Source organism: Bacillus sp. 16GRE42, assembly GCF_019837435.1.
GTDB lineage: Bacteria > Bacillota > Bacilli > Bacillales > Bacillaceae_G > Bacillus_A > Bacillus_A wiedmannii.
The window spans coordinates 487,124-500,446 of record NZ_JADAXF010000003.1 but is presented as its reverse complement, the minus strand read 5'-3'; the positions used below and the strand labels follow the sequence as shown (position 1 = coordinate 500,446).

The window sequence follows — 13,323 nt, the reverse complement described above, 5'->3', positions numbered from 1 at the left end:
GACTTAATAAATTCCTGTTGCAGTATAGAATGCAATTACTAAAAATACAGCAACCGTTTTCAAAATTGTAATAGCAAAAATATCTTTATACGACTGTTTATGTGTTAAACCTGTGACTGTAAGAATAGTAATAATAGCCCCGTTATGTGGTAATGTATCCATTCCTCCCGATGCCATTGACACGATACGATGCATTACTTCTAATGGAATATCAAATTGATTGGCCGCTGCAATAAACTTATCTCCCATCGCACTTAAAACAATTCCCATTCCTCCTGATGCAGAGCCTGTAATTCCAGCTAAAATATTCGTCGTTACTGCTCCATTCACTAAAGGATTCGTGAATGTGGCAGAAATGCCGTCTCTCATAATCGCGAAACCTGGAAGTGCTGCAATTACCCCACCGAATCCAAACTCAGCACCTGTATTCATCGTTGCAAGTAACGCTCCACCAATACTTGTATTCAATCCAGCTTGAAATCCTGTTACTACTCGTTTCCAATATAATAATAACGTTGTTACAATACCTATAATAAGTGCTAATTCTACTGACCAAATTCCAACTACTGCACTTAATTCTACTTTTCCAAATGCTCTCATACCAATTGCAGAAAAATCAAAACCATTCGGATACCACTTCGGTATCATAATAGTAAAAACTTTATTCATTACACCTACTAAAATAAGTGGTATAAAAGCAATCACTTGCTGTACTCTTGTAATTTCAATACTTTTAAGCATCGGCATATCTTTTTGTTCTACTTGCAAAGAAGCTGCCATTTCAGTATTCCCATCGTTAAAACCAAAATACCCTTCTCCTGCTACCTTCGCCTTCTTACGTCTACTCTCTAAATATAGTAAACCTAACGTGAGTACAAAAATTGCCCCTACAATACCAAGTATCGGCGCAGCATAAATGTCCGTTTTAAAAAAGGTTGTAGGTATTACATTTTGAATTTGTGGTGATCCAGGTAGCGCATCCATTGTAAACGTAACTGCTCCAAGAACAATTGTTCCAGGGATTAAACGCTTTGGAATATTCGCTTGGCGAAACAACTTAGCTGCGAACGGATATACAGCAAACACTACTACATACACACTAACACCACTATACGTTAAAATAGCACCCATTAATACAATCGCTAAAATCGTACGTTTTTCACCAACTAACTCTATAATTGTTTTTGCAATCGAGTCCGCAATTCCTGACATTTCTACTACTTTACCAAATATTGCACCAAGTAAAAATACAGGAAAATATAGTTTAATAAAACCTACCATTTTCTCCATAAAGATATTCGAAAAGAAAGGTAATACAAAACTAGGTTCTGTCAAAAATACCGCAAATAAAGCAAAAATCGGTGCAAATAAAATAACAGAAAACCCTCTATATGCTACAAACATTAGTAAACTAAGTGCTAATAATATAATAACTAGCTCCAATTATACCCCTCCATTTAAACAGAAAATTCAAACTTTTATAAATATAATTCTACTAATCTTTTGATTTTGACATCCCTCCTCTTATTCATACAAATTTTTCATGCTAAAAATGTCTAATTATAAGTATTCGATTACATATGAAAAATCCCTTTAAACATAAACGATTTCATCGTCATACGTTATAAAGGGATTGTTAGTCTCTATATTTACTTCTTTACCAAACTATTTTCTGCACAAAAATGCCGTAGTTCTTTTACATCATTTACTATATAAGTCGCACCAACTTCAGTCAATTCTGTTTCACTACCATAGCCATATAAAACGCCTATTGAGGAAATTCCATTATAATTCGCACCGATTATATCGTGTTTTCTATCTCCAATCATAACAATCTCTTCTTTATTAAAATCTTCATTTGTTTGTAAAATATGAGCAATGATTTCTTCTTTTTTTATTCTCGTACCATCTAAGTTACTTCCAATGATACTTTCGAAATAATTCGTTAGTTGAAAATGATCTAGTACTTGTTCAGCAAATATAGTAGGCTTGGAAGTTGCTATAAATAAACGATTTCCGGTATCTTTTAATTGTTTTAAAAGATTTCGAATACCATCGTACACATTATTTTCTAACAATCCACGTTGCTTTACATACTCTCTGAAATAAAAAACAGCTCTTTCAACTTCCCCTTCATTCATATTGTACCTCTCTACGAATGATTGTTGGATGGGCGGACCGATAAATGAGTCTAACTCATTTACATGTAATTCTTCAATTCCAAGCTTTTTTAATGCATACAATACTGAATTTACAATTCCTTCTTTCGGATCCGTCAATGTTCCATCTAAATCAAATAGAAATGTTGTATACACATTTAATCCCCCGCTCCTATTTACTTTACATATTATATGGAAGGCTTTTTCATGGCCACCTTTTACTATACTATCATTATTTATCTTTTCGAAATTTTTTCTTCTATGTCACATACTTTCAGTTACAAAATGTAATACATATGATAAAGTAAAAAAGTTACAATTATTTTAATAGAAACTGGTGAATCTAATGTCAATTACGTTAATTGTTATAATGGCTTTCACAATTGTTATTCATGCGGTTGAAACAAGCTCTTATAGTATTCGATTAGCTGGAGTGCGTTTAAAGAGAATTGCTGTTGCTTTGTCTGTCGTAGGCATGGTGTTACTCATTTCAAGAACATCTAACATGCTACAAGCCTTTTTAATCAGTGGGTTTGTCGATGAGGCAAAACGAGACGCATCCATTAATTTAGAACATATTATACGGCTCGTTCTATTATCCGCCTCTGTCGGTACATTGATTGCGATTATACTGTATCCAACTTTAACCAAACTATTTGGATATGTCATTCAAAACTTTGAAACAGACGGTTCTTTCATTCGAATGATGAGAACAAATAACATTCAAAAATTAAAGTACACAAAAAAATATGTACGCTTCCCAAAATTAGAAATGATTCATAGACTACGCATTGGTGGTATTCCAAAACGTATTATGCTTATTAACATGTTTGCTACTGCTATTTATACAGCTGGTGTTCTTTCAGCCCTATACGCTTCCTTTTTACTTCCAGATTACGCAACAAAAGCTACTACAGCTTCTGGCCTTATTAATGGGTTTGCTACTATTTTATTAACAGTGCTGCTTGATCCACGTATCGCTCTTTTAACAGAGCGAGCTCTTCAATCAGAAGAAGGTGCAGAAGCAATGAGTAAAATGTATGGTTGGCTAATGATTTCTAGACTTTTTGGTACGTTATTAGCACAACTATTATTCATACCAGGTGCTTACTGGATCACATGGATTATTAAACTGATGAATTAGTCCTCTATAAAAATAGTAGGTGGGATAACAAATGACTATACAAACAGAGCAAGATATAATTCGCTTAATAGAAAACGACGAATGGATGATGAACGTATTACAAATGGCAAAATCACTAGAGTTACCTGATTGGTGGATTTGCGCCGGATTTGTTCGCTCTAAAATTTGGGATACTTTACATAACTATGAAGCTAGAACAACTATGCCTGATGTTGATGTAATTTATTATAATAGTCTACATAAAGATGAGATATACGAACAATCATTAGAAACGAAATTAAAGAATATTGATGCTACTATCCCTTGGTCGGTAAAGAATCAAGCTCGTATGCATGTGGTGAATAATATGCCACCGTACTCTTCTTCTGTTGATGCTATTTCTAAATTTCCTGAAACAGCAACCGCTTTAGGGGTTACATTAGACGAAAAAAACAAAGTTATATTAACAGCCCCATGTGGTATTGAAGATGTTCTTTCCTTACAAGTGAGACCAACAGCTCCTTTTCTTGAAACAAAAGAACGATTACATATATACAACACTAGAGTTAATAAAAAGAACTGGCAAAACAAATGGCCTAATATTACAATCACTTATCCCAAAATGTAAGAAAAGGAGCTTCGCATTACACGAAGCTCCTTTTCTACTTTATTTCAAAAACTGAATGACTATTTCAGCAAATCGATCTGCTTCTTCATAATGCGGTGTATGACCACTCTCTTCAAATACAATATAATCCCCATTTTGAGCATCTTTATTAAATGTTTCAATTTGTTTTTCACACGTTACTACATCATGTTTTCCTACAATTAATAACATTGGATTTTGTATATCTTGTATCTTAGGTAATAATGAAGTGTGGAATACTCCTTCTAATTTCAATCTATCAAAATGAATTTTGGAACGATTTGAAAATACTTCCCACTCATCATCACTATATAAACTCTCATCTGTCACATCTTCCTTATAATTGTAAATCTCCATTCTTTTTTCTTTTAATTCATCGCTTAATCTTGTATAGGCTTCTAGCAACTCTTCTGAAGTAGCATCGCTAGCTGAATAAGTAAGGGACTCCTCTGCTACTTCTTCTTTTTCATACTTTTGTAATAAATTCCCTGTCTTTTGTAACAAAGCTCTACTTGTTAACGCAAAATCGAAAGTTGGCCCTTCAAATATGATTTTCTCTATTGAACTTGGATATATCGACGCATATAACAATGCTACATATCCACCGAAAGAATGTCCAATGACAGACCATTTCTCAATTTGTAATACTTTTTTTAGTTCCTCACAGTCTTCAATCAAATCATTTAATCCAAAAGCTTCGTCCTCAGTAATTTCTTCTGAGCGACAAACACCTCTTTTATCTATCATTATTACATATAAAGAATCTTTTAAACGTTCCGCTTGATAAAATGAAAAATCATAGCAACTTTCTCCTGGTCCACCATGCAAGTATAAGACCGGTTTATTTTTAGGATTTCCATGCGTTTCAACGTATAGCTTTTTCCCTCTAATGTTCATGTGTTTCCCTACTTCTATCAAATTCGTCTTTATAATCATCACCTTCTTTTTTTACTGAATATTATAACATTTTCTGTTAAATAATCCCTATTACATTTAAAAAGACAACGATTATTGCAAGTGGTGCTACAAATCGAAGTAAAAACGCCCAACAAATAAATACTTTCTTTCCATAATTTCCACCTACAAAAAACTCTGCTTCTAGCACCTTCTTTTCCATTTTGAATGAAACGAAAATACTAATAAATAGTGCTCCAAGTGGCATTAATATATTACTAGATAAGAAGTCTACTGCATCAAAAATATTCTTTCCGAAAATCGTAATATCACCCCATACTCCAAATGATAATGCTGATGGTATACCTACTAAGAAAATGCCGAAACCGATCATCCATGATAATTTCGTTCTCTTTTCTTGTTCACCATTTACTAATGCTGAAACAACTGTCTCTAGTAGAGAAAATGCCGATGTTAATGTCGCAAATGTAAATAGTGCAAGAAATACCGTTAAGAACAACCCACCGAATGGAATTTGACTAAATACAGATGGTAATACGATAAATAGTAACCCAGGCCCTTCTGTTGGTTCCATTCCTAATGAAAATACGGCCGGAAAAATAGCAAGACCCGCAAATAATGAAACAAATAAATTCAATCCAACAATTGTTATTGCTGATTTTGGTAAACTTTCTTTTTTATTTAAATAGGAACTATACGTGACCATAATCGAAATCCCGATACTAATCGCAAAAAATGATTGGCCCATTGCGAACAAAATACTTTCTGAAGTAATCTTTGAGAAATCTGGTTGTAAGAAAAACTTCACACCTTTCATTGCGTTATCAAGTGTTAGTGAGCGAACAATAAGAGCAACAAATAATACGAACAATGCTGGCAACATATATTTACTTGCTTTCTCAATTCCATTTTGTACACCTTTTGATACAACCCAAATCGTAATGAACATAAAAGCGAAATGTCCCATAATCGCCCAAGCGGGATTTCCAATTGTTTCAGTAAATAATGCTCCATAATTTTGTCCCGGAGTAATAAGTTGTCCCGTTACTCCTCTGAATAAATAAATTAACACCCATCCACCTACAACACTATAAAACGAAAGTAGTATAAAACATGTTCCAACGCCAAGGCGTCCAATCCAGTGCCATCCTGTATTAGGTGCGATACTTTTAAATGCTCCAGCTGCTTGTTTCTGTGTACTGCGCCCAATCATAAATTCAGCTATAAGTAGTGGTAGTCCAATTAATACCGTAAATAATATAAAGATTAAAAAGAATGCTCCTCCCCCGCTCTTCCCAGCGATATAAGGAAACTTCCATATTGCGCCTAGTCCAATTGCTGATCCTGCTGCAGCCATTATAAAACCTAATTTCGAAGTCCATTGCTCCGTCTGTTTCATCTTATTTTCCTCCTAGTTAAATTACTTTATATAAATAATTAAATTTTTTAAACCAATCCGAATAAACCCTCCATTTCTATTTCCATAAAATAAAAAAATGGCTCAACGTCTCTATATAAAGAGACGCTAAGCCATTTACTTAACGCGGTACCACCCTTATTGATTCCATTATGAATCCACCTTAGTAGTAATCGTTTGATTACAAACCTAATATCGAAGGTTAACCGTTAAGATTTACTAAGAATGTGATTCCGTTCCACCTTACTGCTCCTAGGCGAGTTCAGGATGTCATTTGACTATGTCACACCAACCCATAGCTCTCTGTACAAATATACGACCTTACTACTCCTATTCAACACATTTTAATATTTAGAATATATTTTCTTTTGAAATTAATATGAAGTATATCGGTTATATTTATAACTGTCAAGGGCTATATTAAAATTTGATGAGAAACCCCTTTTATTTTTCATTATCCTTCATCATCATCACCGTGATCATCAGTACCTTCTTCTTGATCATCGTCATCTTGTTGTTGAGATGACTCCTTTTGCTGAATAGCATTATTTACCGCTGTAGTAGACATGACTTCACCTGTTATTGTATGTACTCTTACATCAACCGTTTCTGTTTGTTTTTTTATTATAATTTGGTAGGTAGACATACCATTTATATCGACTACACTTACCTTCTCGATAAAACCGCCTGGTACTTTTTGTAACGCAACTTCTTTCGCCTGCTCTTCTGTAACGACTTTTTGTATTTGTGAAGTACCAATAAAAGCACCCGTCGCTTCTTCAATTTCTACCATTACATTCTCATTTGCACTTTTCTCTATCTCTATTACATATACATTTTTTTCGTTCTTTTTCTCTAGTCTTATCCCTTTCACATTCCCTTGTACTTGCTGCACTGCAATCTCTTTTGCTTGCTGCTCTGTAACTTTTGTCGTTTGTTTCTGTAACAATTGAATTTTCCCGGTAGTTTTTTCAATCTCAACTATTGTACTTTGAGTAGCATTTGTTTCTACCGATATTACAAATACCTCTATCCCCTTTCTTTTTTCTAATATAGTTTGTTTAATGATCCCCTGTACTTTCTGAAGTGCCATTTCTTCCGCTTTTTCTTTCGTTATTGTATTACTTTTTAATGATATTTCTTTTGCACGTTTTATGTTACCACTTTGAGCATCTACTATTATTTCATATGAGCCTTTTTCATTTAAAAGATTTACCTTATATACATCTTGTTCCCCTTTGTTTACTAATTTCATATTTTTTATTTTTCCAGGATACTGTTCAGACACAATATTCTGAATTTGTTTTTCAGATAATATTTTTTCTCCTTGCTTAGAAACAATACGTTGTGATACAAAAGCTACACTTACAAGCACAAAACAAAGTAACAATGCAACCTTCCATTTCTTTTTCATTTTCAAACTCCTATCTCTTTATAAAAAACGAGGCAAATATACGGTAACTTTCGTCCATTCTCCCTCTTCACTTTCCAGTTGTATATTTCCTTCATGAGCATCAATAATCTGTTTCGCAATCGACAATCCTAGACCTGTTCCTCCTGTTTCCCTACTCCTCGCTTTATCAACTCGAAAATAGCGATCAAACACTTTCTGTATATCTTCCTTAGGAATTCCCATACCGTAATCTTGAATAGAAAAAAAGATTCTTTCCTTTTGTATTCCTACTATCAAATCGATTGAATCTTTACTGTATTTCATTGCATTATCCAATAATACTACTAATACTTGTTTTATTTTTTGTTCATCAATATTTACAACAATCTTTTCTTCCTCTGTAATAACACGAAAATCCCGATTATATGTTTTTTCTAGTTGTTCCGCAGTCATCTTACATAACCGAACTAAATCTGATTCTTTCGTTTCCAACTTCCACTCTGCACTACTGTTGGCAAGCAGTAACATTTGATTTGTCATGCCTTTCATTCTTATTGCCTCGGAGTATATCGCTTCTACAGATTCTTCTAAAACATCTTGTTTTTTCATTCCCCATCTTTTTAATAATTTTGCATAACTTTCAATAACTGTTAACGGTGTTCTCAATTCATGTGAAGCATCTGAAACGAACTGCTGCTGCTTTTCAAAGTTTTGATGTAATAAATCTATCATTTTATTAAATGTTGTCCCCATTTTATGCAATTCATCTTTTGATTTTTTCTCAAGTGGTATTTTTTTGAATATCCCTCTATCTTGTATATGCTCCATTGTTTGTATTAAAGAATTTACAGGTTTTAAAATGAGTTTACTTAACATTCTCCCCGCAAAAAAAGACGGAATTAAAACGAAAAGCGACGCAATAACTAATACATTTTTTAACATATTTAAATTCTCTTGCAAACTATCTAAACGTTCTGTCATTTCTAATGATACGATTTTCCCATCATTCCAAATAATTGGCATTTTTATATAAGCGAATTTCCCACCATTCTTCTCATAAATTCCCGCCGATTCTTTTCTTTCAAATTTCGTATTTACTGCTGGGATTGGTTTTGCACTATCCACTTCTTGTCTAATCATTACCTTTGAATTTTCATTAATAACTCTAATCATACCGTTTGAAGGTAAGTATGGCTGTAGTAGATTTACTGCGTCTATTTCTTTTGCTGATTCAGCATTCATTCCTTCTATAATATGTACTGCCTCACGTTTTAAACGTTCTAACTCTCCGTTCGTTGTAACTTTATAAAACAAAAAGTATATAGAACTATTAATAAGTAACAAAATAAGTAGTAACCATACTGTAGAGAATAAATATATTTTATTTTTAATTTTCATATACTATACCTTTAAGACATACCCAACACCTCTAACAGTGTGAATAAGTGGTACGTCCACATTACAATCTACTTTTTTACGTATATATCGAATATATACATCGACAACATTTGTATCACCATAATAATCAAATCCCCAAACATTCGTTACGATTTGTTCTCGATTTAACACTTGATTTTCATGCTTCATTAAAAATAGTAATAAATCAAACTCTCGTGGTGTTAATTCCACTAAATGATTCCCTCTTTTCACTTCTCGTGTTTTCTCGTCTAAATATAAATCTGCAATTTGATAACTACTATTTTCCTCTTCTTTTCTTACGTTTGAAATTCTTAAACATGCACGAATTCTCGCTAAAAGTTCTTCTATTTGAAATGGCTTTGTAATATAATCACTTGCTCCTTGATCTAAGCCACTTACTTTATCAACAACTGAGTCACGAGCGGTTAATAAAATAATAGGTATTACAGCATTTTTCAAACGTATCCTTCGAAGTACTTCTAATCCACTTATGTTTGGAAGCATTACATCAAGTAAAATTAAATCCCATTTACTATCGTGAAACTTTTCCATTGCCTCTGTTCCTGTTTTAGCAATTTCACTTTCATATCCTTCAAATTCTAGTTCTAACTGTACGACACGCGCAATTTTTTCTTCATCCTCAACAATTAAAATCCTTTCTCCCATAAAAGCCTCCCGCATTATATAATCTTTTCATACCATTCCAGTATAACAAGTAATACTTTCCTCAAAAAGAAATAATGCCCAGTATTCTGTCCGACTTAATGAAAAAAATGAGGAACGAAATATATTCCTGATTGTTAGAGAGACAATCCAACCCATTGCCAATATGCATAGTAAAATAAGACCATTAGAAGCATATATATAACACTTAAATAGCTACTTAACTTTAATAAATCCTGCGATTGAAAAGTTTCTCTATCACTTTCTTGAAATAAAAGTAAAGCTTTAGAACTGACTGGAAAGGTTAAACAATAATTCATGCCAACAATCCCTAAAAATAGTACAGCTACTTCATTAAGCTGTAGACTACTAGCAAAATATAGTAATGGCGGAATAAAAATTACCGCTCTCGTCGTGTGAGATGTAATATATAAATGTGATGTGACTGAAAGAATAACAATTACGAGTAACACGATAAAAATGGATTGCTTATTAATTAGTTCTGTTACTAAAAATAACTTTTGCATAATCCATTGCGCTGCACCACTCTCCATTAAAGATTTCCCTAATGCAATTGCTGCTCCAACAAATAGAATTAAGTTCCACGAGACACCTTTTAAACTTTCTTTCCACTGCATCACGCCGAGTTTTGGTAAAGTTAATAAAAATACTCCGATTATCGTAACAGTTGCAATTTCCAAACCATGTAGCGACTCTGTTAACCAAAAAGCTACCATCGCTATTAAAATACTAATTGTATACTTCTCATTTCGCGATAATTCAAACTTAATTTTTTTCTGTTTCAGTTTTGTTTTTACTTCCTCTTTGTCTAAAAATAAAAATAATATTACGCGACAACTTATACAGCTCATTATGACTCCAAATGGGAACCCCCATATTAACCACTCTACAAATGTAATGGTTTTATTATTAAATTCTTTTAACATATCTAGGGCGATTAAATGTGAGCCTGCCCCAATAATTGTAGAACTTGTTGATACTAAAATAACAGTAGGCATTAAAATTGCTAATGCTTTCGTAATTCTTCTACTCCCAATTTCTTTTGAGATAGCTTGAAAAACAGGTAATACAACCGCTGCGCGTCCAGATGTTGATGGAATAAAAAAGGCGAGTATTTGAATAATCATTGTCAAAATCCCGCACAAACCGGCTATATTCCGAGCACGATTTACAACAAAGTACGTCATTTTCTCAGCTAAACCGGTAACTTGAAGTGCCCTTCCTAAAATAAAGGAACCGATCATCAGCCAAATAACATCTGAAGCTAACGAATCGAATAAAAGATCTTGCTTTGCTGTTCCTGAAATAATTAGAAATAAGACAGACCCTAGTGCGATATAGGCCGAATTTATCGTTGTTGTTGTCCATAAAATAATTGCACAGCAAAATCCAAACAAACTCCATTTTGCTTCCATCGTTAATGACGATGGAAGCAAAAGAACTATTTCTACCATTACTATAAGTGCTACGGGCAAAACCCAAGATGGCTTAGTTTTCGGATTATCGGTACTATTCACATGTAATTCCACTACATTTTTTTCAATCATGATACGTACCCACTGTTATTCAACCGAGAAGCGATTTGATAACCGACTAAAACTGTACGCATCGTACTCTCTGTGCAATCACGAAGCCATTTCTCCGCATTAGAAAATGCATTTTCTAATGAAGATGGCATTGGCAATATACTTGTATATGCATCAATTCCATAATCGTAATTGATACGTGCACCTTTACCGACTGTCCCTACTAATGCGATTACTGGTAATCCATATTTTTTTGCACATTTAGCCACCTCAGCTGGAATTTTCCCACGTGGTGTTTGAAAATCTATACTTCCTTCCGCAGTAAATACAAGATCACACGCTAACAATAGTTTATTTAAATCCATATACTTCATAATAATATTGTATCTCGGATGAAGCGTTGCACCAATTAAAGCTTGTAATCCAGCACCAAGCCCACCAGATGCACCGCTTCCTGGTGTATGATGTACATCTATACCCATATCTTTTTTTATAACAGAAGCATAGCGCTCCAGTGCTTTTTCTAGTTCTATTACTTGTGCTTTGTTAGCACCTTTTTGCGGACCGAATACTCGCGCTACTCCTTGTTCGCCGCATAATTGATTAAACCAATTACAGGCAACATCGATTTGAACATGCCTTAATCTAGGATCTACTTGTGATGTATCTATTTTTGAAACTTGTAATAAAGAGGTTCCACCATGAATTTGTATTTCCTTTCCAGCTTCATTTAAAAACTTTACACCTAAAGCTTCAGCCATACCAGCTCCTCCATCAGATGTTCCTGAATCACCACATCCAATTAATATACGATCTACCCCTTTATTTAAGGCTAATTCTATTAACTCCCCAACACCATGAGTAGTCGTTTTTCTAGGATCACGTAAATCTCTCGGTACAAGTCGTAGCCCCGCAGCAGCAGCCATTTCAATAACAGCTGTACGCTCACCATTTCTCGTTTCAAAAACTCCAAAATAAGATTGTATCTTTTCTCCAACAGGTCCCGTTACTTGTACTTTATACATTGTTCCATCAGTAATATTTATAATTGCCTCTGTAAAACCTTCCCCGCCATCAACCATTGGTAAAGTCTCTACAGTAGCTAACGGCATGACTTTTAAAATCCCCTCTTTCATTATATCAGCAGCTTCCTTCGCCCCTAAACTTTCTTTAAATCCTGATGGTACAACTAAAATACGCATGTAATATTTCTCCCTTCACCTTGTATATCTCTTTCGTTTCTAAGGCTTATACTAAAGGTGAAAAAAGAGAGCACAATTAAGCTTACATTAAAATTTGGTGAGAAAGTGCTGAGTTTTGTGATCTAAAAAATCCGTTGTACTATGAAATAGTACAACGGATTTATTCCTTTACTCTTTATTCAATTTTATTTCTCTATTACGGGACAATACTTGTATGATTTCGCGTTTCCTGTACTCAACAAGCAATTGTCTTCACATCTACTTCGTGTTTCTTTAGTTCTCATTGTATCAATACTTTCGCCATATCAGAGCGCCACAATCGTGATGTATTCAACACAACAACATAGCTTACTTGTTTATACGCCATATCAGACAATAGCTCTTGTAGCCCATCACGTTCAACTGTTAATCCATCTTCATCTACTGTCGCTCCGCTGATTCCTTTATCTTCATACACACGAAGTAGTTCTAAATTATTTTCGTTACAGTAACGTTCAATCTCTTCTACTTGATACGCTAAACTATACCAATTACGTACTTGTCCTTCCGTTGAAGCTCGTACGTAACCAACTACTTTCTCTCCCATTATAAATTCCCTCCCGTTACAGTAATTTTAGTCCCTGTAACGTTTACCTGTTCTTTGCGGATAACGTGTCCATAACTTAAATCCGTTAAAACGTACTTTACGATGACTTCAAAACATAATACAACCCTTTATTTTTTCTTCTACTATCGTCGTATACTGTACAAAGCCATTACAATCTATAAAATTTAACAATTAATGCACTTATAAAATTATAATCCTCTTTTAAACTTTCACGTTAAAACACAAAAAAGCA

At 33.9% G+C, this 13,323-nt stretch carries 11 protein-coding genes, 1 pseudogene and 1 other annotated feature; of the genes and pseudogenes, 2 read left to right on the top strand and 10 right to left on the bottom strand.

Features of this window, described 5'->3' with window-relative positions:
* Nucleotides 1-3: 3 nt before the first annotated feature.
* Together ILS93_RS19005 and ILS93_RS19000 are read right to left on the bottom strand one after the other, a co-directional pair.
* Nucleotides 4-1,443 (bottom strand): GntP family permease, encoded by a 1,440-nt coding sequence (locus ILS93_RS19005; RefSeq protein WP_064477378.1) that lies wholly within the window; start codon nt 1,441-1,443, stop codon nt 4-6.
* Between the two features lie 206 nt (nt 1,444-1,649).
* Nucleotides 1,650-2,315, bottom strand: a complete 666-nt coding sequence (locus ILS93_RS19000; RefSeq protein ID WP_064477379.1) for an HAD family hydrolase — start codon at nt 2,313-2,315, stop codon at nt 1,650-1,652.
* A gap of 190 nt (nt 2,316-2,505) precedes the next feature.
* On the opposite strand from ILS93_RS19000, the gene ILS93_RS18995 reads away from it, so the two are divergent.
* Both ILS93_RS18995 and ILS93_RS18990 read left to right on the top strand, forming a co-directional pair.
* Nucleotides 2,506-3,303 (top strand): lipid II flippase Amj family protein, encoded by a 798-nt coding sequence (locus ILS93_RS18995; RefSeq protein WP_000028920.1) that lies wholly within the window; start codon nt 2,506-2,508, stop codon nt 3,301-3,303.
* A gap of 31 nt (nt 3,304-3,334) precedes the next feature.
* On the top strand, nt 3,335-3,910 hold the full coding sequence (locus ILS93_RS18990) for a nucleotidyltransferase family protein (RefSeq protein WP_000155288.1): 576 nt from the start codon (nt 3,335-3,337) through the stop codon (nt 3,908-3,910).
* A gap of 39 nt (nt 3,911-3,949) precedes the next feature.
* Here ILS93_RS18990 and ILS93_RS18985 read toward each other — a convergent pair whose 3' ends face one another.
* From ILS93_RS18985 to ILS93_RS18950, 8 genes and pseudogenes are all read right to left on the bottom strand, one after another.
* Entirely contained in the window at nt 3,950-4,864 is a 915-nt protein-coding gene (locus ILS93_RS18985) for an alpha/beta fold hydrolase (RefSeq protein WP_222661118.1), read from the bottom strand.
* Between the two features lie 37 nt (nt 4,865-4,901).
* Entirely contained in the window at nt 4,902-6,242 is a 1,341-nt protein-coding gene (locus ILS93_RS18980; RefSeq protein ID WP_222661116.1) for a sodium-dependent transporter, read from the bottom strand.
* A gap of 116 nt (nt 6,243-6,358) precedes the next feature.
* Nucleotides 6,359-6,607 (bottom strand) — a binding site (T-box leader).
* A 107-nt stretch (nt 6,608-6,714) separates the two neighbouring features.
* Nucleotides 6,715-7,674, bottom strand: coding sequence for a PepSY domain-containing protein (locus ILS93_RS18975; protein ID WP_088046790.1), 960 nt, complete (start codon nt 7,672-7,674; stop codon nt 6,715-6,717).
* Nucleotides 7,675-7,692: 18 nt separating this feature from the next.
* The gene (locus tag ILS93_RS18970) at nt 7,693-9,051 is read right to left on the bottom strand and encodes a HAMP domain-containing sensor histidine kinase (protein WP_098111644.1); all 1,359 of its coding nucleotides are present in this window, start codon (nt 9,049-9,051) and stop codon (nt 7,693-7,695) included.
* A 3-nt stretch (nt 9,052-9,054) separates the two neighbouring features.
* Nucleotides 9,055-9,738: a response regulator transcription factor gene (locus ILS93_RS18965; RefSeq protein WP_064477383.1), complete on the bottom strand. Its 684-nt coding sequence runs from the start codon at nt 9,736-9,738 to the stop codon at nt 9,055-9,057.
* A 134-nt stretch (nt 9,739-9,872) separates the two neighbouring features.
* Nucleotides 9,873-11,303, bottom strand: a complete 1,431-nt coding sequence (locus tag ILS93_RS18960; protein WP_098111642.1) for an SLC13 family permease — start codon at nt 11,301-11,303, stop codon at nt 9,873-9,875.
* Nucleotides 11,300-12,484: a glycerate kinase family protein gene (locus tag ILS93_RS18955; protein WP_098103314.1), complete on the bottom strand. Its 1,185-nt coding sequence runs from the start codon at nt 12,482-12,484 to the stop codon at nt 11,300-11,302. Before ILS93_RS18955 ends, ILS93_RS18960 begins: the two co-directional genes overlap by 4 nt.
* Before the next feature lie 283 nt (nt 12,485-12,767).
* Nucleotides 12,768-13,070: pseudogene (locus ILS93_RS18950) on the bottom strand (recombinase family protein); the annotation flags it as partial.
* Between the last annotated feature and the right edge of the window lie 253 nt (nt 13,071-13,323).

Excerpts from the sequence above, each read along its gene's own strand:
- ILS93_RS18995 (WP_000028920.1), top strand. The coding sequence starts at position 2,506 with ATGTCAATTACGTTAATTGTTATAATGGCTTTCACAATTGTTATTCAT.
- ILS93_RS18990 (WP_000155288.1), top strand. The coding sequence starts at position 3,335 with ATGACTATACAAACAGAGCAAGATATAATTCGCTTAATAGAAAACGAC.
- ILS93_RS18985 (WP_222661118.1), bottom strand. The coding sequence starts at position 4,864 with ATGATTATAAAGACGAATTTGATAGAAGTAGGGAAACACATGAACATT.
- ILS93_RS18980 (WP_222661116.1), bottom strand. The coding sequence starts at position 6,242 with ATGAAACAGACGGAGCAATGGACTTCGAAATTAGGTTTTATAATGGCT.
- ILS93_RS18975 (WP_088046790.1), bottom strand. The coding sequence starts at position 7,674 with ATGAAAAAGAAATGGAAGGTTGCATTGTTACTTTGTTTTGTGCTTGTA.
- ILS93_RS18970 (WP_098111644.1), bottom strand. The coding sequence starts at position 9,051 with ATGAAAATTAAAAATAAAATATATTTATTCTCTACAGTATGGTTACTA.
- ILS93_RS18965 (WP_064477383.1), bottom strand. The coding sequence starts at position 9,738 with ATGGGAGAAAGGATTTTAATTGTTGAGGATGAAGAAAAAATTGCGCGT.
- ILS93_RS18960 (WP_098111642.1), bottom strand. The coding sequence starts at position 11,303 with ATGATTGAAAAAAATGTAGTGGAATTACATGTGAATAGTACCGATAAT.
- ILS93_RS18955 (WP_098103314.1), bottom strand. The coding sequence starts at position 12,484 with ATGCGTATTTTAGTTGTACCATCAGGATTTAAAGAAAGTTTAGGGGCG.